Annotated in this window: 18 protein-coding genes; 4 read left to right on the top strand and 14 right to left on the bottom strand. The window is 68.9% G+C overall.

What is annotated here, in order from left to right:
* Positions 1-251 precede the first annotated feature (251 nt).
* Together ACGG9C_RS02440 and ACGG9C_RS02435 are read left to right on the top strand one after the other, a co-directional pair.
* Positions 252-1,163 carry a glycosyltransferase family A protein gene (locus ACGG9C_RS02440; RefSeq protein WP_286796303.1) on the top strand — a complete coding sequence of 304 codons (912 nt, stop codon included), beginning with the start codon at positions 252-254 and terminating at the stop codon, positions 1,161-1,163.
* A gap of 25 nt (positions 1,164-1,188) precedes the next feature.
* Positions 1,189-2,295 (top strand): glycosyltransferase family 4 protein, encoded by a 1,107-nt coding sequence (locus ACGG9C_RS02435; RefSeq protein ID WP_286796302.1) that lies wholly within the window; start codon positions 1,189-1,191, stop codon positions 2,293-2,295.
* On the opposite strand, the gene ACGG9C_RS02430 is transcribed toward ACGG9C_RS02435, so the two are convergent.
* The 10 genes from ACGG9C_RS02430 to ACGG9C_RS02385 form a co-directional block, all read right to left on the bottom strand.
* On the bottom strand, positions 2,285-4,780 hold the full coding sequence (locus ACGG9C_RS02430; RefSeq protein ID WP_288420047.1) for a polysaccharide pyruvyl transferase family protein: 2,496 nt from the start codon (positions 4,778-4,780) through the stop codon (positions 2,285-2,287). The two genes, ACGG9C_RS02435 and ACGG9C_RS02430, sit on opposite strands and share 11 nt — an antisense overlap.
* A gap of 48 nt (positions 4,781-4,828) precedes the next feature.
* Complete coding sequence (locus ACGG9C_RS02425) at positions 4,829-5,584, bottom strand: ABC transporter ATP-binding protein (RefSeq protein ID WP_286793948.1); 756 nt, start codon at positions 5,582-5,584, stop codon at positions 4,829-4,831.
* Positions 5,585-6,448, bottom strand: a complete 864-nt coding sequence (locus ACGG9C_RS02420) for an ABC transporter permease (protein ID WP_286793950.1) — start codon at positions 6,446-6,448, stop codon at positions 5,585-5,587.
* A gap of 99 nt (positions 6,449-6,547) precedes the next feature.
* On the bottom strand, positions 6,548-9,100 hold the full coding sequence (locus ACGG9C_RS02415) for a hypothetical protein (RefSeq protein WP_390178200.1): 2,553 nt from the start codon (positions 9,098-9,100) through the stop codon (positions 6,548-6,550).
* Positions 9,101-9,171: 71 nt separating this feature from the next.
* Positions 9,172-10,299, bottom strand: coding sequence for a glycosyltransferase (locus tag ACGG9C_RS02410; RefSeq protein ID WP_286793070.1), 1,128 nt, complete (start codon positions 10,297-10,299; stop codon positions 9,172-9,174).
* Positions 10,296-11,735, bottom strand: coding sequence for an LCP family protein (locus ACGG9C_RS02405; RefSeq protein ID WP_286793069.1), 1,440 nt, complete (start codon positions 11,733-11,735; stop codon positions 10,296-10,298). The genes ACGG9C_RS02410 and ACGG9C_RS02405 overlap by 4 nt, the downstream gene beginning before the upstream one ends.
* Positions 11,732-12,199 (bottom strand): 5-(carboxyamino)imidazole ribonucleotide mutase, encoded by a 468-nt coding sequence (purE, locus tag ACGG9C_RS02400; RefSeq protein ID WP_071044769.1) that lies wholly within the window; start codon positions 12,197-12,199, stop codon positions 11,732-11,734. Before purE ends, ACGG9C_RS02405 begins: the two co-directional genes overlap by 4 nt.
* A 235-nt stretch (positions 12,200-12,434) precedes the next feature.
* Positions 12,435-13,571 carry a 5-(carboxyamino)imidazole ribonucleotide synthase gene (locus ACGG9C_RS02395; protein ID WP_390178199.1) on the bottom strand — a complete coding sequence of 379 codons (1,137 nt, stop codon included), beginning with the start codon at positions 13,569-13,571 and terminating at the stop codon, positions 12,435-12,437.
* 61 nt (positions 13,572-13,632) lie between these two features.
* Positions 13,633-14,217: a PH domain-containing protein gene (locus ACGG9C_RS02390; RefSeq protein ID WP_286720898.1), complete on the bottom strand. Its 585-nt coding sequence runs from the start codon at positions 14,215-14,217 to the stop codon at positions 13,633-13,635.
* A gap of 51 nt (positions 14,218-14,268) precedes the next feature.
* Positions 14,269-15,063, bottom strand: coding sequence for a biotin--[acetyl-CoA-carboxylase] ligase (locus tag ACGG9C_RS02385; RefSeq protein WP_390178198.1), 795 nt, complete (start codon positions 15,061-15,063; stop codon positions 14,269-14,271).
* Between the two features lie 165 nt (positions 15,064-15,228).
* Here ACGG9C_RS02385 and ACGG9C_RS02380 point away from each other — a divergent pair, with 165 nt between their 5' ends.
* The gene (locus tag ACGG9C_RS02380; RefSeq protein ID WP_071044766.1) at positions 15,229-16,818 is read left to right on the top strand and encodes an acyl-CoA carboxylase subunit beta; all 1,590 of its coding nucleotides are present in this window, start codon (positions 15,229-15,231) and stop codon (positions 16,816-16,818) included.
* Positions 16,815-17,054, top strand: a complete 240-nt coding sequence (locus tag ACGG9C_RS02375; RefSeq protein WP_286793450.1) for an acyl-CoA carboxylase subunit epsilon — start codon at positions 16,815-16,817, stop codon at positions 17,052-17,054. Before ACGG9C_RS02380 ends, ACGG9C_RS02375 begins: the two co-directional genes overlap by 4 nt.
* 688 nt (positions 17,055-17,742) lie before the next feature.
* On the opposite strand, the gene ACGG9C_RS02370 is transcribed toward ACGG9C_RS02375, so the two are convergent.
* From ACGG9C_RS02370 to ACGG9C_RS02355, 4 genes are read right to left on the bottom strand one after another with little or no spacing between them, the layout of a single operon-like run.
* Complete coding sequence (locus ACGG9C_RS02370) at positions 17,743-18,822, bottom strand: hypothetical protein (protein ID WP_390178197.1); 1,080 nt, start codon at positions 18,820-18,822, stop codon at positions 17,743-17,745.
* Positions 18,822-20,090: an ATP-binding protein gene (locus ACGG9C_RS02365; protein WP_390178196.1), complete on the bottom strand. Its 1,269-nt coding sequence runs from the start codon at positions 20,088-20,090 to the stop codon at positions 18,822-18,824. Before ACGG9C_RS02365 ends, ACGG9C_RS02370 begins: the two co-directional genes overlap by 1 nt.
* Positions 20,087-20,752: a response regulator transcription factor gene (locus ACGG9C_RS02360; protein WP_286795513.1), complete on the bottom strand. Its 666-nt coding sequence runs from the start codon at positions 20,750-20,752 to the stop codon at positions 20,087-20,089. The genes ACGG9C_RS02365 and ACGG9C_RS02360 overlap by 4 nt, the downstream gene beginning before the upstream one ends.
* 56 nt (positions 20,753-20,808) lie before the next feature.
* Positions 20,809-22,095 carry a class I SAM-dependent RNA methyltransferase gene (locus ACGG9C_RS02355; RefSeq protein WP_390178195.1) on the bottom strand — a complete coding sequence of 429 codons (1,287 nt, stop codon included), beginning with the start codon at positions 22,093-22,095 and terminating at the stop codon, positions 20,809-20,811.
* Between the last annotated feature and the right edge of the window lie 28 nt (positions 22,096-22,123).

Genomic DNA, 22,123 nt, shown 5'->3' with positions numbered 1-22,123 from the left:
CCGGGTGTCTTCGCGATGGCGTATTCCTCTCGACCTGCGAATGCACTCGGACGCGCACCAGGGCGCCGGCCGTCGGTCGGGAGTCTATCCCAGGGGGCATCGACCGCCTCTGGTACGCCACCGCGGAGCCGTCGACAGATGCAGTCAACGATAGGATCGGAGAGCTCGATTTCCGTCGGCCCAGCGCTCCGATCGTGCGCGACGCGAAGACGCTTCCGCTCGAGGTCGACCGATCAGAAGGGTGCATTTGCGTGAGCATCGCCGACGTCGCCGTCATCATCAGAACCAAGGACAGGCCGGACTTCCTCGCGCGCGCTCTCCAGAGTGTGACCTCGCAGTCACACACAGGGTGGGAGTGCGTCGTTGTCAATGATGGAGGAGACCCGACGCCCGTCAATGAGCTGATCGACGCGCTCGATTCGGCGTCCCGCGGACGGATCCGCGCTGTACACTCGCCCGAGACGCGCGGTCGGTGGAAGAGCGCGAACACGGGTGTCCTGCAGACGTCCGCGCCGCTCATCGTGCTCCATGATGACGATGACTCGTGGCATCCGGATTTTCTGCGGCGCAGCGTTGACTACCTGACGGAACACCGAGAGCGCGCCGGGGTCGTCTCGCGAATCGAGATCGTGTGGGAGCGCCGAGCAGGAGAGTCGTTCGAGGAGATCGGTCGCGAGCTGTTCCAGCCCCAGCTGCACGATCTGCTGCTCAGCGATGCTCTGCTCTTCAATCGGTATGTGCCGATCGCCTACGTCTATCGACGCAGTCTGCATGAGGAACTCGGTCTCTACGACGAGAGCCTTCCGGTGGTCGGGGACTGGGCATTCAACCTGAAGGTGCTTTCGCGCCAGCCGTTGCCCTTCCTCCCCGGCGAGCCGATGGCCTACTGGCACCAGCGCGTCGAAAGCGCCGGCGCGGACGGAAACAGCGTGATCTCCTCCCGCGGGGATCACGACCGCTTCGATGCCCTCATCCGAGATGAGGCGCTTCGCGCCCATGTCTCTCAACAGGGTCTGGGCCTCGCGCTCTACCTCACGAAGTTCATCGACCAGCGTTTCATCGACGTCGAGAACGGCATCAGACGCGAGGTGGGGGAGGCGTCACTTCTTCGACGCCTCGAGCGGCGGTTCAGACGACCGCGCGATCGTCGAGGCCGGGCATGACGGAACGCTTCCCGGGTGGGGCGCGATGAGCACGGGCCGCACCGTCCTCGTCTTCCCCTTCTACGACGACAACCCGTTCCTCAACGTCCTCTCTCTCGCGCCGATGGCGGAAGGCTGGGAATTCCTCTCCGCCGGCGACTTCGACGATTGGGAGACTCGAAGTGACCGGCTCTCCCCCGGCGATGTGATGCATCTGCACTGGACTGCGCCGATCCTGCAGACCGCGGAGACGCCGGCGGATGCGGAGCGCCGTCTCGTCCGGTGCGGAGCCATGCTCTCCCGCGCGCACCGCCGAGGCATCGGCATCATCTGGACCGTTCACAACCGCGTACCGCATGAAGTTTTCTACGCCGATCAGGAACGACGTCTCATTCGTCTCATCTCCGAGCGAGCGGACCTCATCCACGTCATGTCTCCCTCGACCGTGGAGGTCCTCGCCGACATCTGTCGCCTTCCACCCGAGAAGGTGCGGCCGATACCCCACCCTTCCTACGAGGCCGTCTACGGCGATGGTCCCGCACGACGCGACGCCAGAGCCTCGTTCGGACTTGCAGACAGTGATCGCGCCGTACTGTTCTTCGGAAACGTCCGCGCGTACAAGGGCGTCCAGAGCCTGATCGACGCCGCCCGTCTCGTACAGGATGCGGACCGATCCGGCGTACACCTCGCACTTCTGCTCGCCGGCCGCACCCCCCCGTCCGACCGTGAGCTCATCGAGAGCGCACTCGCACCGCTGAAATCGGTCGGGCACTTCGACTTCGTTCCCGAGCATGAAGTCGGGAGATGGTTTCGCGCGGCAGACGTCGCGGTGTTCCCCTTCGAGAAGGTGCTCAACTCCGGCAGCGTGCACCTCGCAGCAACCTTCCGCGTGCCGGTCATCCTTCCCGACGTCCACCATCTCCGGCGGGACTTCGGCGAATATCCCTGGGTGCGCACCTTCGACGCCAACGATCCGGTGGAGTCGCTCGCATCGTCCCTCCGCGATGGCTCGCTCTTCTCCTCGCTGAAGGTCACCGACTTCGACCCGTTCCTCCGATCGCGTGCGCCGTGGGCGACGTCGCTGCGTTATCGGTGGCTCCTACAGGAGGCGCATAGCATCGGCGCATCGCGTCGTGTAGCGTCTACCGGCTGAATCCCGAACGCAGACGCCTGACAATCCGGCCGAGTACGCGCATCGCCGGGCTTCTGCGTCGCCGCACCGTCACGGTCGCACCGACCCGCTCAAGCAGAAGCGTGTCTCGCCGCCGCGGCGCGAGCTCGTGCACGTCGACCTCGACCCCGACGCAGGCGCCGATGTCGTCGTCCCACAGCCCGAGGCCGAAGAGGGCGTGCAGAGGAATGGAGCGAGCGCTCAGCGTCATGCTGCGATCGCCCGGGGCGTAGTTCGACTGCGCGTGGCGAGAGAGCCGAATCGCCGGTCCCGCCGCACCGATGGGAAACAGAGCCACGCTCACACCGTCGGCAGGACACTGGACATGCACCGCGAAACGAAGCGCGTTCCAGCGAGGACGCGTGATCGATAACCGCCCGCGCAGCCGCCGCCGCGCGCCGAGCGCTGCTCGCAACATGTCGATGTCGCCGATGAGCGCCGACTCTGGGATCGGATCCACCGCGTCGCCGCCGAGCACTTTCCGCGCCGATCGGGCGAGTCCAGCCCATCCGACAGCCATGTCGGCCGTGGAGGCGGGAGTGGTCCCGAGAACAGCGCGGACCGACTCGACCGCCGTGTCTGCAATTCCGGAAACATCGAGCCGCGTGCGCTCGACTGCCAGGAGGATCTCGGTCCAGAGGCCGAGTTTGACGGCGACGGGACTGCGCGGGTCGCGGATCAGCGTCGCCGTCGCCGCGGCGGCGTTCGGTTCGCCCGCCGACAGGAGCCGGAACATCAGCAGCTCGAGCGGGTCGGACTCGGAGGGAAGCGGCATCGCAGCGACGAGAAGCGCGACCGTCGCGGATAGACTCGGGTCGGCGATCACGAGAGGGCCCGGGTTCAGGAGCACATCTACGAGCCTCGGAGCGATCTCGCACCGATATGTGTCAGAGCGGTACGCGTCAGTCTCCAGTGACGACACGGCGTGCACGCAGGCGAGCCCCAGTTCGCGCCGCAATAGCGCTCCCAGATCGTCGTCCAGCATGAGCCCTTCGCGGTCTGCGCGCACGCCGGTCGGCATCCGGTGCAGACAGGTCACATCAGAGGTGATGTCAACAGAACCGGCGATGACCAGCGCCATCAGCATCGAAACGGCGTCTGCGCCATCAGGCTCGCATCCGAACGGGAGGTCGGCCCGTGTGAGCAGTTCGCGCGCGAACGCGGTTCCACAGAGACGACGGCGCAGCGCGGCCGGTGACAGCGTGTCGACGGAGATCGAACTCCGCGGGGAAGGCCCAGGTGAGGAGGACAGAGCCTCCCGCGGGCGGAACGTGGCGCTTGCCGAGAAGGCGAGCCGGTCACCGATGACGACGTCGGACCCGCGCACCGAGGGCCGCTGCCCGATACTGCGAACGAGATCGGGGGGCACGATGTCACCGGCATCGTAGAAGACCACCCAGCGACCGGAGGCCGTGCGGAGCGCGGCCTGCCTGGCCGGTTCGCCACCGGCAGGCTCGATGTGATGGACGGGCGCGGCAATGAGCGGGGTCGCACCCGTCGGGGGTCGTGAGTCGCGCGAGTCTGTGACGACGATCACTTCCGCCCCGGGCAGGTCCTGCGTCGAGAGAGACTCCAGCGTCTGGACGAGTTCGCTCGATCCGGGTCCTGAAATCACGACCGACACATCGATACCGCCCGGTCCTCCATCCCCGTGCACGAGGTTCGAAGCCTGCGAGGTCCCGGCGTGCGACGTCTGCGCGGACCAGAGGTCCGACGGAAACGCTTGGCGCAGGGCGGCAAGATCGGCGACCGCGGGACCGACGGCGCCGAGCTGGAACGCATGGGCGGTCGACGCTGCGAACTGCACATCGTGGCGTCCTGTGCCCCAGTAGTGGTCGAGGTACTTGAGCGGATGCTCGGCCTTCGGTGCGATCGGGCGAGAGGGGACCCCAAACGCATCCGCGATGATGAGCGCGTGAAGGGATGTCCCAGTGACGAAATCCGCGGAAGCGATTCTGCCGACGATCTCGAGAGGCTCACCCAGCGGACTGACGACCTCAGGGCCTTCGAAGCGGTCGAGCTCGTTGAGATTCGGCACGACGACGCGGCCGCCGGTCCCCCGTCGGCTCGACAGGTCGGGCAGCAGGTGAGGAAGCAGGAGCGCGGGGTCCCCGTAGACCGGAGGCACCTCGATCCCCCGTGACAGCAGAGCGGTGCGGGTGATCGGCCCACGCACCGCACGGACGTCGAGCTCCCGTGGATATCGCGGGGGGATGACCTTCCCGTTGATTCCCGCGCCCCACACCACGTCACGATCGCGCGCGAACTGGAGGACACTCCCTACCGACAGGAGACGCGGTCGCGGGTCTGCCTCTGGCGTCGCCCTGCCGTCCCGGATTCGCTGCCCGCTCAGGATGGCCGCGATGATCGGTCCCAGTTCGTCGCCGAAATTTCCTCCTTGGGAGGAGTCGCGCCCGACCCAGCGAAAGCAGTCGACGCCTCCGACGTCCACGGTGCTCTCAGGCACGATGGGCCCTACACGGGACATCCGACTCAAGAGTCACGATCGGGTGCCTCACCGGGCCGCGTGGCGTTCCACAGCTTCATCGATCGGTCCGTCGAACTCCAGCTTGCCCTTTCGGATCAGGATTCCTCGATCGCAAAGTTCGCGGACCATCACCATGTCATGGCTGACGACCAGCATCGTGATGCCCTGAGCAGTGAGTTCCTTGATCTTCGCGGCGCACTTCGCCCGAAACGGTGCGTCACCCACTGAGAGCACTTCGTCGACAAGGAGCACATCGAGCTCGACATGAATGGCCACCGAGAACGCCAGTCGCATGAACATCCCCGAGGAGTAGTGCTTGACCTCCTGGTCGATGAACTCCTCGATCTCCGAGAAGGCGACGATGTCGTCGAATCGCTCGTCGATCTCTTTGCGCTTCATTCCGAGAATGGCGGCATTGAGGTAGACGTTCTCTCTTCCGGTCAGATCGGGATGGAACCCGGCGCCCACCTCGATGAGTCCCGCGACACGGCCGCGCGTGTACACCTGGCCGGAATCCGGCTCGAGCACACCCGACACGAGTTTGAGGGTCGTCGACTTGCCCGAGCCGTTCAGGCCCAGCACAGCGACGGCCTCGCCCTCGCCGACCTGGAAGCTGAGGTCATCGAGCGCGGTGAACGTGTCGGCGCGCACCTTCTTTTTCTTCATCCAGCCGATGAACGCTTCCTTGAAGGAATGCGAATTCCTGCGGAGGAAGCGCTTCGACACGTGCTCGAGGATGATCGAGGGCTTCGCGGTCGTCTGCGCGGTGATCTGGTTCGTCACTTAGAGGTCCTGTGCGAATGAGCGCTCGAAACGGCGGAAGGTGAACTGGCCTATGAAGAGCATCGCTACGCAGATGCCCATTGCGATCGCTGCATACTCCCAGAACGCGGGAGGCAGCCCGTGGCTCTGCGTGACCGTCTGCTCCCAGAACCCCACATGGAACAGCTCGACGGCGATCGTGAGCGGATTCATCATGTAGATGCCGAACGCCCACGCGGGAAGAGTCGCCGCGACGAACGTCCAGAGGTACAGGACCGGAGATGTCCAGGTGGAGAACATCCGAATGATCTCCACGAAGTTCTGGACGTCACGGAATCGGACGTTGAGTCCGCTGAAGAACAGTCCGAGGCCGAGCGCGAATGTCACGACGATCACCGTACCGAGCAGCACAGCGCCGAGCGCGGCGAAGGTGGGAGTCCATCCCACCACGATGCAGACCAGAAGGAGAACCGCGAGCTGCGGGAGGAAGTGGATGAGAGCGACGATGATCGCCGCGATGGGGAACAGTTCGCGGGGAAGGTAGATCTTCCGGACAAGCGAACCGTTGGCCACGATCGAGTCGGTGGCATTGCCGAATGCTTCATTGAAGAGGTTGACGATCACCACGCCGGCGAAGAGATAGATCGCGAAGTACTGAACGTCGTCATGCGCCCGCAGCACGATTCCCATGACGAAGTAGTAGACGGCAAACTGGGCGGCCGGCTTGACATAGGACCACGTCCAGCCGAGGACCGAATTGCGGTATCGCGTAGCCGTCCCTTTGCGCACGAGCAGGCGCAGAAGATATCCCCACTGGAAAACGTCGAGAATCCCGCGGCCGCGGCCAGGGACGTCGTATTCGGAGAGGTCGATCGCTGTGTTCAATGCAGAAAGCTTCGGTGTCGGGTCGGCGGAGGTACGGAGGCCAAGGGGAATCTTAGCGCCCGCCGGATGGGAGGACGTCGTGCGGACAGGAGGCCAGCCCTACTGATAGTCCACGTCGTCGCGCGGAAGCCAGAGATCCTCGCCCGACGAGGACTCGAACAGCAGCCACTGCCGATCGGCGGTCACCGCCTTGGCTGTGAGCACCGTTCCCGCGGACATCTCGACGACACCACGGCCGCACTCGAGAGAAGGCGCGCTCCGGGCTATCGATCCTTCGCTCCGCACGACGTACGACTTGTACGCCGATCGCACGTCAGACGGCTGAGTGCAGGATTCTCCCGATGTGGCGTAGCGGACCGCATCGCGCGGCACCCAGAGGTCGCCCTCGGCAAGCCGCAGCTTCAGCCAGTCACGCGCGCCGTTGACCTCCACCGCCGTCGCCACCGTGCCGGCGGCCACCTCTACTACACCCGACGCGCACTCCGCGTACGGCGCCGTCCGCGCCGTCGCTGTTGCGAGGAACGTGTACGTCTTCATCGCCGACGTCGCGTCAGCCGGCTGAGCGCAGGATTCTCCCGATGTGGCGTAGCGGACCGCATCGCGCGGCACCCAGAGGTCGCCCTCGGCAAGCCGCAGCTTCAGCCAGTCACGCGCGCCGTTGACCTCCACCGCCGTCGCCACCGTGCCGGCGGCCACCTCTACTACACCCGACGCGCACTCCGCGTACGGCGCCGTCCGCGCCGTCGCTGTTGCGAGGAACGTGTACGTCTTCATCGCCGACGTCGCGTCGGCCGGTGGCTCGGCACACAGTTCCTCGCTTGTCACCTGGCGCACGGATCCGCGGGGCACCCACCGCATACCCTGGTCGGTCTCTACCTGCAGCCAGTCCCCCGCCTCAGTGCTCGCCTTCGGGCGGAGCACCGTCCCTGCCGAGATGGGTACGGAGCCGGTGTCGCACACGGTCGTGGGCGACGAGAGCGCCTCAGTGTCGACATCGAGGAGATAAGTGCGCTGCGCCGCTCGCGAAGAAACGCGCACCTCGCAGGGGTCCGCGGTCGAAGCTAGGCGAGTTAGATGGCTGCGATCAACCCATAGGAGGCCCCGGCCCGAGGACACCAACAACCAGTCGCGGTCCCCGTTTGCCGACACTGCCTGCACCACCGTCTGTCCAGAAAGAGTCGCGCGCCCGATGCCACACTCTGGGTTCGGCGAGGTCAGCCCAGAGGTGCCGCTTTCTCGGATCGTGTAGACCATGTGTGCTGCGCTGGTGTCCCCTGGCAGAGCGCACGCAGTTTCCATCGTGTCGGCGCGGCGGAGCACCGCCCGGTCTACCCAGCCATCGACGTCGCCGATGTGCACCTTCACCCAGTTGCGGTCGTCGCTCACCGCGAATGCTTGTACGATCGTCCCCGCTGAGATCTCGGTCGAGTTGAGTTCGCAGCCCGAGTTCGGGACCGCCCGTCCGGTTGAGTCAGCGACGAGCACATACGCGTACTGCGCCGACCCGACCTTCGGAGGGAGAGCACAGACTGATTCGTCTGCGGCCGCGTAGCGCACATGCTCGCGGGCGACCCATCGTGCGCCGGACTCCGTGTCAACACGTAACCAGCCGTCGACCACCGCAGTCGCCTGCAAGACCGTGTCCTGCGCCAATGCGGAGATGTTCTCGTCACACGCAAGGCTCGGCGCCGACCGTGCATTTAGGCTGCTGGCTGTCACGACGTACGTCTTGACCGCAGTCTTGGGTGATGATGGCTGAGCGCACGCGTTCACCGGCGTCGTGGTAGACCCGAACCAGTCGGTGAAGTACTGGTAGAAGTTCCTGTTGCCGTAGGACGAGCATCCATCGCCCGTGCCATACCCGGCGCGGATCGCCGCAGCGTTGGGCTGGTAGGGGGTGTAGTAATACAGGTTCGCCGTCGCCTGGTTCTGCACGTAGACCGGCGACGATCCGCAGTCGTGGTTGGGGTTCCACAGGATGTTCCACGTCTTCCCCGGCGCGTACCAGGTGAAGTACTGACTCGTCCCCGCGGGGTTGGCGTATCGCTTGAACTGCCACGCGGCACCGTAGACCTGGTTGAAGAAGCCGTAGTAGCGCGTGTCGCACGCCGCGGTGTCCGGGCAGCCCTGCCCCATCGCGATGCGGTACCGCCAGTCGCTCGGCCACACGTGGTTGACGAGCCCCTGTTCCTTCTGGAGAGTCGCGAGGATGACCTGGGGGTTGATGCCACACGCCTGCGACACCTTGTAGATGATGCGCGAGGCACGCTCCCGAGTGCCGCCCGAGTAGGCACCGCACATGGCGTCGGCGGAAACATTCCGCGACGTGTCATACCAGTCCTTCAAGCAGGTGTATCCGGACTGACAGGTGGGCACCATCTTCTCCAGGAAGGCCTGGATCTGCGCTTCAGTCATCGTGGACTTGTCGAAGAAAACGGCGTCGCTGATGATGTTGCCGGCCTGGAACTTCGACAGGTCGGCGGTCTGGATGGAGTCGCCGATCGCGGTCTCCGCGTCGAGGGCTGACACGACGTCCACCGTGGTCGCAGCATCGGCGACCACGGTCTGCTCCACCGCTGACGCGGCGGGGGCGACGAGGAAGCCGGCGAGCATGGCGATCACAGCGAGCGTCGGCGCAATCAATCGCCTCATCTACCCGACTCCTTATTCACAGGGGATTCTGTGACTAGTGTGGCGAAAGTTACACCTGAACACAATTGTTACTAGAGTTCGGCGTGCAGAGCCCAGATCTTGTCTGCCGCCTCGAGCCAGGAGAAGACGCGGCCGCGATCGGCCGCCATGACCGCCAGACGCTCGGCAGCCGTGGTTGACCCGAGCGCATCCGCGAGCGCCGCACCCAGGGCGTCAGCAGCATCCGCGTCGGATGCCGACACCAGCGTGCCGCCGTCGACGACGACCTCGCGCACGACGTCGGAGTCCGCCGCGATGACCGGAACGCCAAGGGCCATCGCCTCGACGGTCCGCCACGGGAACACCGCCCGCGTCGACGGGGCCACGTAGGCGACGGCCGCACCGAAGACCGCGCCACGGTCCGCGTCGGCGAGCGCGCCGCGCACATGCACGAGTCGCGCGGGAACCCCGGCGGCCGCCGCGATCTCGGCGATCGCCGGCTCTTCGCCTTCGCCCGCATCCACCACGACGACGGGCACGTCGTGGCCACTGCGGGCGACCGCACCGAACCCGGCGGCGAGCGCGTCCGATTCCGCTGACGTACCGGCGAGCACCACGTATCCCTCGGGGAGGTCGAGCTCGCGCCGACGTCCGATCTCATCCGTCGGCACGCGGAAGCCCTCGGGAGCGGCGCCCGAGATCACCCGGATGCGATCCCCGAGCCGAGCGATCTCCCCCAGCCGCCGCGCCATCGCGTGCGTGGGCACGACCACGGCGTCGGCGTGCTTGACGGCGCGCTTGAGCATCGCCTTGTGCCACGCGACGCTCGATCGGGAGAGCTCGTCGGGTGCATCCCACGGGCGGAGATCCCACACGGTCACGCTCGTCTGATCGTTGTTGTGCACGCGGTCGTGCTTCACCAGCGGCGCGAACAGACTCGGGGCGTGGATCATCCCGCCACCGATGCCCGTCGCGACGCCGAGCTGCAGCGCACCGGCGAGCTCGCGGCGAGGCAGCGACGTGCGACGCACTCCGGCCATGCCCGGGATGGACAGCGCCGCGACGCCGTCACCCCCGGCCGCGGGTGCGATCCCCTCCACCTCGCACCCCTGCGGCGCGTGGGCGATGAGGGCACGCACGAGCTCTCCGGAAGCGACCTTCAGATCGTTGTCGGTGGGGGCGACGAGCTGATCGAGCATCACCCGCAGGACGGCGGTCACGACTCGGGCTCCGGCGTGGGGGTCGGCGGGTGCAGCGTCTGCTGCACGAGCTCGCGGATGTAGTCGTAGTCGGGGTCGTACTCGTCGATGCCGCCCTCGGGCGTCAGTTCGATCGTCGTGACCGGCTGATCCTTCGCCTTGGCCGCGAGGTCGACGAGGAACGGGAGCATCGAGTTCGGGATGTCGGTCTCGACCAGATCGGCCCCGGCCGCCGCCAGATCCTGGAACCGGGTGAGCACGGTCTGCGGCGTGAACTGGTCGAGCATGGCCTGCTGCAGCTCGCGCTGACGCTCCATGCGGTCGAAGTCGCTGGTGGTGTAGCGCGAACGGGCGTACCACTGGGCGGTGTCGCCGTCCATGTGCTGCTCGCCGACCTCGATCCACCCGGTCGCCCACTCCTCGGCCGGCTGACCGTCGTACGTCGGACCGCCACCCTCAGGCAGCCTCTCATCGACGGTGATCGTCACCCCGCCGAGCGCATCGACGAGGTCGGCGAAGCCCTTCATGTCGACGAAGACGTAGTACGGGATCTCGATGCCGAGGATCCCCTCGGCGGCATCCTTGGTCGCCTCGACGCCGGGCGACGAGCCGTTGTCGTACGCGTCGGGATACAGCGCCGTGCCGTCCTGACACACCTCGACCTCGGTGCGCAGCTGGTTGACGCCGCTCCCCCACCCGCACGTCGGGTCGGCGAACCCCTCGTGACCGTTCGGGTACTTCTCCTGCATCGGCCCCTCCGAGAAGGGGAAGTTGGGCATATCGCGCGGGATGCCGGTGATCGTCGTCGCGCCGGTCTCGGCGTTCACCGACACCACCGAGATCGAGTCGAAGCGCATGCTGTCACGGCCTTCGCCACTGTCAGCGCCGAGAAGCAGGATGTTGTAGTACCCGTCGGAGGGCTCCACCGGCGGTCCGCTCGCGCCGAAGATCGCGCCGAGCGCGGTGCGCGCCGCACCGACCGACTGCGCCGCGTAGGCGGCACCGCCGCTCGCGGCGATCACCAGCGCGATTGCGAGCGCCGGGATGCCGACACGAGCGATGCCCGCGGTCTTCACCAGCCGCACCAGACGCAGCGTGTCGATCGTGAGGACGACCCACAGCGCGGCGTACGCGATGAGGAGCCCCTGCGCGAGCAGCAGCACGAACCAGTTCGTGCCGAGGGAGATGAGCAGACCCTGCGCGAACAGGGCGATGAGAACGCCCGCGACCACGAGCATCCACATGAGGATGGTCGCCGCCAGCCCGATGCGCCCCAGCCGCCGACTCCCGGCGAGCACCTGGGCAGAACCGGGAAGCAGGAAGTTCAGGGCCACCAGCCACCAGCCGCGCCGACTCATGACCGAGCCGGAGGACACGTCGGGGTAACGCAGCGGCCGCTCCTCGATCGTGCGCGACCGGGACGAGGCGACCGGCCGGTGCGGGGCCGCGACGCTCACAGGGCGTCCTTGAGCCGCCGGTTCTTCTCCTCGACCTGCGCCTCGAGATCACGGGCATACGCCTCGACGCGGTCGCCGAGGGCGGCATCCGAGGAACCGAGCATGCGGGCGGCGAGGATCCCGGCGTTCTTCGCGCCGTTGATCGACACGGTTGCCACCGGAATGCCCGCAGGCATCTGCACGATGCTGAGCAGCGAGTCCATGCCGTCGAGCGTCGCCAGCTGCACCGGCACGCCGATCACGGGAAGCGAGGTGAGCGAGGCGAGCATGCCCGGCAGGTGCGCGGCACCGCCGGCGCCGGCGATGATCGCCTTCAGGCCGCGTGCCCGCGCCTCGCGGCCGTAGCGCAGCAGCTTGTCGGGCGTGCGGTGGGCCGAGACGACCTCGACCTCGTGCGGCACCCCGAAGTCGGTGAGCGCCTGCGAGGCGTCGCTCATCACGCGCCAGTCCGAGTCGGAACCCATCACCACGCCGACCAAGGGCGCGTCGGAAGAATGCAGCGGTCGGGTCACCCGTCCAGGCTAGGCGCGGCGGCTGGAAGAACCCCGCAACGGCACGGGGGCGTTTCGGGGCCGGGGTGCGTTTCGTCTCGTCGCTACGCTCCTCGCTCAACGACCAGGGAGGGGACGCTACGCTCCTCGCTCAACGACCAGGGAGGGGACGCTGCGCTCCTCGCTCAACGACCGGAAGCCGGCGGCGTCAGTCTTGGAAGAAGGCGGCGGCGGCGCGGGCCTGGTAGGCGACGTCGTCGAGATCCGCGCCCGCGACGTTCACGTGACCCACCTTGCGGCCCGGACGCGGCGCCTTGCCGTACGTGTGGATCTTCGCGACCGGATGCGCCTCCATCGCCGCGGCGAAGCGCGCGTCGAGGGAGTCCGACACCGGACCACCGAGGATGTTGATCATCACCGACCAGTCCGCCACCGCATCCGCATCGCCGAGCGGCAGATCGAGAACCGCGCGCAGGTGCTGCTCGAACTGGCTCGTCACCGCGCCGTCCTGCGTCCAGTGACCGCTGTTGTGCGGACGCATCGCGAGCTCGTTCACCAGCACCCGCTCGTCGACGGTCTCGAACAGCTCGACGGCGAGCATGCCGGTGACATCCAGTCCCTCTGCGATCCCGACGCCGATCCGCGCGGTCACTTCCTGCAGGCGCGCGTCCTGATGCGGCGCCGGCGCGACGACCTCGGCGCACACGCCGTCTTTCTGCACCGTCTCGACCACCGGAGACGCGCGCACCTCGCCAGACGGCCGACGCGCCACCTGCTGCGCGAGCTCGCGCGAGAAGTCCACGAGCTCCTCGACCAGGAGCGCTCCGCCGTGGGCGTCTTCGGCGAGCGTCGCGAACCAGTCATCAGCTTCGGCGGCGGCCGTCACGACGCGCACGCCCTTGCCGTCGTACCCGCCGCGCGGCGTCTTCACGACGGCGCGGCCGCCATGGGCGTCGAGGAAAGCCTGCAGCTCGTCGCGGCCGGTCACCGCGGCCCAGTCGGGCTGCGGCATGCCGAGCTCGGCCAGCCGCGTGCGCATCTCGATCTTGTCCTGCGCGAATCGCAGAGCGTGCGGACCCGGACGCACGGCCACGCCGGCATCGACGAGAGCACCGAGAACGTCCTGCGGCACGTGCTCGTGGTCGAAGGTGATCACATCGACCTCGCGCGCGAAGGCCAGCACGGTCTCCGCGTCGCGGTAGTCCCCGACCGCGGTCACGGCGAGCTTCGCCGCCATCCCCTCGGACTCGGCGAGCACCCGCAGCTCGATCCCCAGCTCCACCGCGGGCGCGATCATCATCCGCGCCAACTGTCCGCCACCGACCACACCGACACGCAGGGTCATCCCGCTCCTTCCGACCGCTCCATTCTGTCTCACCGCCGCCATCGAGGCATGCGGCGACGGATCACACGGGGGCCGGCGGCGCCGGCGGAGCGGCGAACGCCCCGCTCGTCGGCGTCATGGACTGCGCATCGCGGTGGGCGAGGATCTGATTGACCTCCACCTGGTCGACGAGCGCCTCGTGCACGAGGGCGACGTTCGGGATGTTCCGCAGCCGCAGCGGCTCATCGACGCCGTTCGACAGCGTGAGGGTTCCCGCTCCCCACAGCCGCTGCAGGATGCCACGACGCACACCGATGGAGTAGCCGCGCACGTGGCTGAGCTCGCGACGACGTCGCACGAAGACGCCGTACCGCTCGATCACCCGGCGCGTGGTGATCACGTAGGTGTGCGACCACCAGGCGAGGAAGGGCAGCAGCACGAGGAGGAACACCACAACCGCCGCGGCCGTCAGCAGCATCCAGTTCTCGAACGGCGCGGGAAGGTTGCCGTAGAAGAAGCCGACCGCGCCGGCGACCGCCAGCAGGACCAGCACCGACCAGAACAGCCGTCGCGCGTGCGGACGCACCCGCGCGATGCGCAGCTCCGGGGTCGGTGCCCCGGGCGCAGGAAGGAGCGGCCGCGCGCCCGTTCCGATCGGCTGTGTCATGCCCCTATCATGCCGGGAGCGGCCGACATCGAGCGGATGCCGCGCCCAGCCTCAGCGCACGTGCACCACGTCGCCCGCCGAGACCGCGATCGGGTCGCCGCCGGAGTCGACGACGAGCCGGCCGTCGGCGTCGATGCCGGTCGCCTCCCCCTCGAGCGACGTGCCATCCGGGAGCGACACCGCCACGCGCTTGCCGACCGTCGCGCAGTTCTTCGCGACGTCGGCGTGGAGACCGGCGACCGCTGCGTCACCGCCCGTGGCGGCGAGGTCAGCGAGGTAGCGGTCCAGCACGTCGAGGTAGTCGGCGATGAGGCGATCGTCGTCGACATCGATACCGGCGGCCAGGAACGACGTGGCGGTCTCGACCGGCAGCTCGGCCTGCGACATGCGCGTGTTGATGCCGGTGCCGATCACGACGCAGTCGGGATGACTGGGCACGACCTCGGCGAGGATGCCGCACAGCTTCGCTCCGTCGAGCAGCACGTCGTTCGGCCACTTCAGCGCCGCCTCGTGCCCCGACGAGCCCAGCTGCCCGCGCACCGCCCGCACGAGCGCGGCGCCGGCCGCGAGCGGGATCCATCCACGTGCCGACACCGGAAGATCGGGCACCCGCACGAGGGTGGACACGGCCAGCGCGGTTCCGGGCGGGGCGACCCAGGAGCGGTCGAGGCGGCCACGACCCGCCCGTTGGTCGGTCGTCACCAGCACCGACAGGTGCGGCCACAGGCCCGGCGCGTCGCGCACCCCCTCGATCACGTCCGCGTTGGTGGAGTCGGTCGACTCCGTCAGCTGCACGCGAGGACTGCGGGCAGCGGCACGAGGGTATCCGGCGGCGGGAATCGTCATGTCGCCCACGGTACGCCGTGGCGCCGGTCGGCGCCGCGCCCTTCCGGCGGCACAGCGCATCCGCTACGGTCCCGCATCCGCGGTGTGGACCCGCACCAAGGCAGCGCGGATCGGTTGTGCAGACCCTCCAAGGGATCGCAGGCCCGCGCCGATAGGGTGGAATCCGTGACCGACGACATCGACCTCTCGACCACCGCCGGAAAGATCGCCGACCTGCGCGCGCGGTATCAGGAGGCGGTCGTCGACGCGGAGAAGACCGCCCACGACAAGCAGCACGCCAAGGGCAAGCTCACCGCTCGCGAACGCATCGAACTGCTCCTCGACACCGGCTCGTTCGTGGAGATCGACGAGTACGTGCGACACCGCACCACCGCTTTCGGGATGGACCGCGCCCGCCCTTACGGTGACTCGGTCGTCACCGGCACCGGCACGATCCACGGGCGCGCCGTCGCTGTCTACGCGCAGGACTTCTCGACCTTCGGCGGATCGCTCGGCGAGGTGGCCGGCGAGAAGATCATCAAGGTCATGGAGCTCGCGCTGCGCAGCGGCATCCCGATCATCGGCATCCTCGACTCCGGCGGCGCCCGCATCCAGGAGGGGGTGGTCGCGCTCGGCAAGTACGGCGAGATCTTCCGCCTCAACACCCGCGCGTCGGGCGTCATCCCGCAGATCTCGATCGTCATGGGGCCGGCCGCCGGCGGCGCCGTCTACTCCCCTGCCCTCACCGACTTCGTCGTGATGGTCGACAAGACCAGCCAGATGTTCGTCACCGGCCCCGACGTGATCAAGACCGTCACCGGCGAAGACGTGGGCATGGAGGAGCTCGGGGGCGCGCACACGCACAACACCCGCTCCGGCGTCGCGCACTATCTCGCCGACGACGAGGACGACGCGATCGACTACGTGCGCACCATGCTCGGCTACCTCCCCGACAACAACATGGCGGAGCTGCCGGTCTACGAGACGGAGTTCGAGTTCGAGACGACCGACGCCGACCGCGCACTCAACGCCGTCATCCCCGACTCCCCCAACCAGCCCTACGACATCCACACCGTCATCGAAGGACTCCTCGATCACGGCGAGTTCCTCGAAGTGCAGCCGCTGTTCGCGCCGAACATCGTCATCGGGTTCGGACGCATCGAGGGCCGCTCGGTGGGCATCATCGCCAATCAGCCGTCGCAGATGGCCGGCACCCTCAACATCGACGCCGGCGAGAAGGCCAGCCGCTTCGTGCGGTTCTGCGACGCGTTCTCGATCCCGATCGTCACGCTCGTCGACGTGCCCGGATACCTCCCCGGCACAGACCAGGAGTGGACCGGCGTCATCCGTCGCGGCGCGAAGCTCCTCTACGCCTACGCCGAGGCGACCGTGCCGCTGGTGACCGTCATCCTCCGCAAGGCCTACGGCGGCGCCTACATCGTGATGGGCTCCAAGCAGCTGGGCGCCGACGTGAACCTCGCCTGGCCCACCGCGGAGATCGCGGTCATGGGCGGCCAGGGTGCGGTGAACATCCTCTACCGCGGTGAGATCAAACGCGCGGCCGAAGCGGGCGAAGACGTCGCCGCGGTGCGCACCAAGCTCGCCACCGAGTACACCTACAACGTCGCGTCGCCCTTCCTCGCCGCCGAGCGCGGCGAGCTCGACGGGATCATCGAGCCCGCGCAGACGCGCGTGTCGATCGCGAAGGCGCTTCGCGCGCTGCGCGGCAAGCGCGCGAGCCTGCCGCCGAAGAAGCACGGGAACATCCCGCTGTGACCGACAGCGACGCCGAGCCCCGCGTCATGATCGACGTGCGCCGCGGCAACCCGACCGACGACGAACTCGCCGCCCTCATCGCCGTGCTGTCAGAGGCGTACCGCACCGAGGTCGAAGACGCCACGGCCGACCCGACGCCGCAGCGGTCCGCGTGGGAACTGACGCAGCGCGGCCTGCGCACGCCGCTGCGCCGCGACCTCGGGTGGCGCCAGGGCGGCTGGCAGCACGGCTGCTGACGGCTCCGGCCGTTCGTGTGGGGTGGGCACGGCGCCCGCCGGCGTGTCCCCCGAAATACCTACAGACGGCGTGTTGCGCGCGTCGCATACTGGAGGAGCTGGAACGCTGCGGCGTTCGGCTGGCCCACCTCCGCTTTGCGGACTCGTCGGGTCGGCCCCTGCGGACGGTTTTCGGGTAATCGTCCGCCCAGGCGGGGAGCTGGCGGAAACGCCGCTCCCCGCCTCTTCTCTGTCCGCGGCGTCTTGGCCCGCGCGGCACCGCCGCGCGCGGCCGCACCGCCACCGGTCAACAACACAGGAGATTCGGGCGCGGCTGCCCTAGATTCGGGCCCCTAGGCTCCCGCGACGCGCATATCTCCTGCGTTGTTCACACCGCGCCGCGGTGGCTCCGACGCTGGTCTGGCGTCGCGCCGGTCCGCCGTGAAGACCACCCTCGTGACGCGCATCGCCGACCACCGGTCAACAACACAGGAGATTCGGGCGCGGTTACCCCAGATCCGGGCCCCAGGCTCCCGCGACGCGGATATCTCCTGCGTTGTTCACGGCGTGGCGGGCACAGGCGCGACCGGTTCGGCCGCCGCGCGGTGGCCGCGACGCGGCAGGGGGGCCAGCGGTGGGCGTCCGCGGCGCGGGGAGTCGGCGACGCGGGGTGACGGCCAGCGGTGGGCGTCCGCGACGCGGGTGACGGTCAGCGGCGGGGGTGGGCGATCTCGCGCCAGAGGTCCACGGCGTCTTCGTCGGAAAGCGCGGCGCCGGCGCCGGAACGGCCCACGACCGTCACGGCCACGCTCTCGTGCGGCGAGGTGCGCACGTACAGGCGCTCCGACGTCGCCTCGCGCAGCGTCTCGGCGAGCTGGCCGCGGATGACCGACAGCGTCACCTCGTCGACGCGGTCGAGGCCTCCCTCGTCGAGCACCGTCACGGTCGATCCGCGGCGTCGGAGTCGCTCGAGCTCGGCCCGCACGTCGTCGTCGAGGAGACGCGGTCCCCGCAGCTCGTCGCGGAGGCTGCCCTCGGCGATGCGGGCGCCGAGCCGTTCGTCTTCGGTGAGACGGCCGCGTTCGGCGACCACGCGCATCAGCACCGGGCCCGCGATCGCGAGTGCGCGCTGCACCTTCGTGCGACGCTCGCGCTGCCGCACGCTCTGCGAAGCCTCCACACCGGATGCCGCGCGCTGCAGCGTGGTCAGCTGCGCCGTGTCTCGCGCCGCGCGGTCCAGGGACAGCATGAGCATTTGCGCTACGGCGACCCACACGACCGAGCCGACGAGTCCGAGGCCGAGCGCCGTCACCGGTCCCATCCACACCGAGGCCGTCACGCCGAGCGCGATGATGCCGAGCCACGCGACCCACGGGCGTCGGCGGACCATGACGACGACCATCAGGGCGCCGATCCCGCCGAGGTACCACGTGGCGTACGGAGCGGTGACATGATCGGGGCCGACGGCCACCGACAGCGCGTTCGGCACCACGATCGCGGCCCCGAGCGCGAGTCCGGCCGCCCAGGTGGGAAGGCGACCGGTGCGGCGGGCAGCGCTCAGCGCCTCGTCCACGCCATCGCCGTCGACCTCGGGGATCGGCTCGGTTCCCGCGGCCTCGGCCCGGCGCGGCTCCCACAGCACCACCAGCCACGTCGTGCCGAGATAGACGAACAGCGCGACCACCAGCAGCCACGGCAGCGGCACCGGCTCGGTCCACCACAGCCCGCGCGCCGCGAGGTACGCGGTGAAGGCCAGCGCAAGGCCGACGAGGATGTTCCGCACGCTCATCACGCCGACACCAGCCCCGCCCACTCGAGCCGCACCCGGGTGCCGTCGGCACCCGAACTGACCACGCCGCTTCCGCTGACGGCGGCCATCCGGGCGATGATCGACGCCCTGATGCCGAGGCGGTCATCCGGCACGGCGCCGACGTCGAAACCGGCCCCTTCGTCCCGTATCTCCACGACGAGCCCTGCGGGGTCTCCCGAGGCCTCGAGCACGACCTCCAGGCCCGACGCCGAGGCGTGCTGAAGCGAATTGGAGATCGCCTGCGTCGCGGCCAGCACGATCGATCGGGCGACGCGGCCGGGCACCTCGCCGGCGTCTATCGCGACTCGACGGCGCACGGTGACATCCGCGCCCATCTCGTGCGCGCCGGCCTCGATCTCATCGGCGATGCTGTCGGGGCTGCGCGCGGCGTCGCTGCCCTCGCTCGCGTCACGGTCGGTGTTCGCCAGACGCGTGAGCGCCTCGCGCGCCATCGAGACCGCGAGCGCCTGCTCACGCGGGGTGTCGGCGCGTTCCGCGGCGATGAGGGCGGCGAGCACGCTGTCGTGCATGAGGGCCGCGACGGCCACCCGCTCGTCTTCGGCCGCGTCGGCGGCCGCGGCCCGCGCGTAGGAGTCGACGGCACGAGCACGCGTCTCGTCGACGTTCGTCGCGATCGATCGCAGCAGCCACCCCAGGGTGAGCAGCACCCCGCCGAGGATGAGCGCGAACGACACGTCGAGCCCGAGCGACAGCCAGAACGACGGATCGAACGCTCCCCCGATGAGCCGGACGACGCCGAACATCAGCGGCGTGAGGATCGTCCACGCGATCTGCGCCGGCAGCGGGAAGACCAGCACGCTGGAGACGGTCGCGACGTTGATGAGGAACCAGATCCACGGCTGCTCGGTGGGGGATGTGTAGAGCCCGACGTTCGCGATCGGGAAGGCGATGAGCACCACGGCGAACACGCCGATGAACACACCGGCGGCGATCCGCACGGCGCGGCCGAGCACGCACGCCACGAGCATGGCGAGAAGGCTGCCGAAGGTGATGACGACGAGAGCGTTCTGCGCGAGGGTGCCCGCGGCGAGGGTCCCGATGGCGGTGACGAATCCCTGCAGGCCGAGGAAGACCGAGCCGAGCGCGATGGCGATCTGCAGCACCCGCTCGATGCGGTGGCGCGTGAACGACCCCAGGTCGGGCTCGGTTCCTCGCAGGCGCGGGAGCTGTCCCCAGGCTTCGTCGACGGCGACAGGGGTGTCGGTGCGGAGGCGGGGTGAGGTCACGGCGAGGTCTCGCGGTCGGCGTGGCGATCGAGCAGCCCGTCTTCGACGGCGCGGTGGAGCAGGTCGATCTTCGTCGGCGCGGGGCGCCCGACGTCGACGTACTTCATGCGAACTCGGGTGATGTTCTCCTTGGCCGTCGAGTAGGCGACTCCGAGCCGTTCGGCGACGACCTTCAGCGGCAGACCCGCCGCATACAGCCGCAGCACATCGCGCTCGCGGGCCGAGAGCTGAGCATCGGCGAAATCGCGATCGCCCTCGACGGCGCTCGCCCACTCGACGTTGTTGAGGGGCTCGCCCTGCGCGACGCTGGAGACCGCGTGGAGCACGTCGTCGATGCGGGAGGACTTGCTGACGATTCCGGCCGCCCCGGCGGCGAGCGCCTCGCGCACGGAAGCCGGGCGGTCGGCGACGCTGTGGATGATGACGCTCGAGCCGTCGGCGACCAGTCGCGTGACGTTCTCGGTCACGGTCGCCCCGTCGCCGAGGGTGAGGTCGAGCACCACGACATCGGCGGGTGAGACCTGCTGTTCCTGTCGCCACGAGAGGTAGTCGGTGACGGTGCTGCCGGAGAACACCACGCTCGCCGATCCCTCGCGCGCGCAGCCGGCCTCGAGACCGAGTCGCACCGACTCGTGATCGTCGATGAGCGCCACCCGTGTCATGCGATCACCTTACCTGTGAGAACGCTCCATCGCGGGGTCGGGGCGGCCGCTCGCCCTCACTCGTGTCGCAGCACGGCGACGGCCTCGACGTGGTGCGAGTTCGGGAACAGGTCGAGCGCGTCGACGCGGTCGGTGACGTACCCGGTCTCGCGGAAGGTCGCGAGGTCGCGTGCAAGGGCCACGGGATCGCAGGCGACGTACACGATCGTGCGCGGTCCGAGCGCCGCGACGTCTTCGGCGACCTGGCGTCCGGCCCCCGATCGCGGCGGATCCAGCAGCACCACCCCTCGGGCCAGGCGCTGGCGCTCACGCTCGGTCGCGGATGCTCGCAGTGCCGACACCCACCGGTCCACCCTGGCCGTCTCGGCACGGGCTCCCACCCAGTCGGCGAGGTTGTGACCGGCGTGCTCGGTCGCCCGCTCGTCCGATTCCACCGACGTGATGCGGGCGCTCTCTCCACCCAAGCCACCCAGGGTCGCGGCGAAGAGCCCCACGCCGCCGTAGAGGTCGAGGTGCCACCCGTCGGGGTCCACGGCCGGTTCGTCGCCGGCGACCTCGCGAAGGCGCTGCGAGACGACCCCGGCGAGGGTGTGGGCGGCGAGGCGATGCACCTGCCAGAAGCCGCCCGCATCCACCCGGAACGATCGCCCTGCCGCCTGCTCCAGGACCACTTCGCGCGCCGCGTCGGAGCGCTGTCCGGCCGGTCGCGGCACGACGCGCAAGCGGCCGTCGGCGGGCTGGACGAGGTCGATGCGGCCCGGCTGCGCGGACCGGACGCCCTCGAGGGCGCGCTCGAGTGCCGGCGTCGCCAGCGGCAGCGAGTCGACGGGAACGATGCGATGGCTGCGCTGCGCGTAGGGCCCGACCCGTCCGTCGTCGCCGACGTGCAGGCTCACGCGCGTGCGCCATCCGGTGCCGTCGGGCGTCTCCTCGGCGAGCACCGCGCCGGTATCGTCGTGGAGCGGCGCGGCCGCGGACATCGTCGCCGGGATGTCGAGGCGGCCGATGCGCGCGAGCGCGTCGCGCACGACGTCGAGCTTGAGTGCGCGCTGCGCATCCAGCTCGATGTGGCCGAAGTCGGCGCCACCGGGACGCTCGTCGGGCGGCACGCCGATGTCGGCCGGCGCCCACACGTGCGGCCGGCGGGCCGGCGCCGCATCCAGGACCTCGAGCGCCTCGGCGCGCCAGAAGGACTTCTTCGACGTCTCGGTCAGACGCGCCCTGATGCGCTCCCCCGGGATGGCGTCGGGCACGAACACCACGCGGCCCTCGTGGCGGGCGACGAACACGCCGCCGTGCGCGACGCCGGTGATGTCGAGGTCGAGGATGCTGCCGACGTCCATGCCTCGAGCCTGTCACAGCTATCGTCGT

This window comes from Microbacterium sp. MTN4-26 (assembly GCF_042846595.1).
GTDB lineage: Bacteria > Actinomycetota > Actinomycetes > Actinomycetales > Microbacteriaceae > Microbacterium > Microbacterium luteum.
The sequence above is the reverse complement of the archived record's forward strand: the minus strand, read 5'-3'. Positions and strand labels throughout refer to the sequence as shown.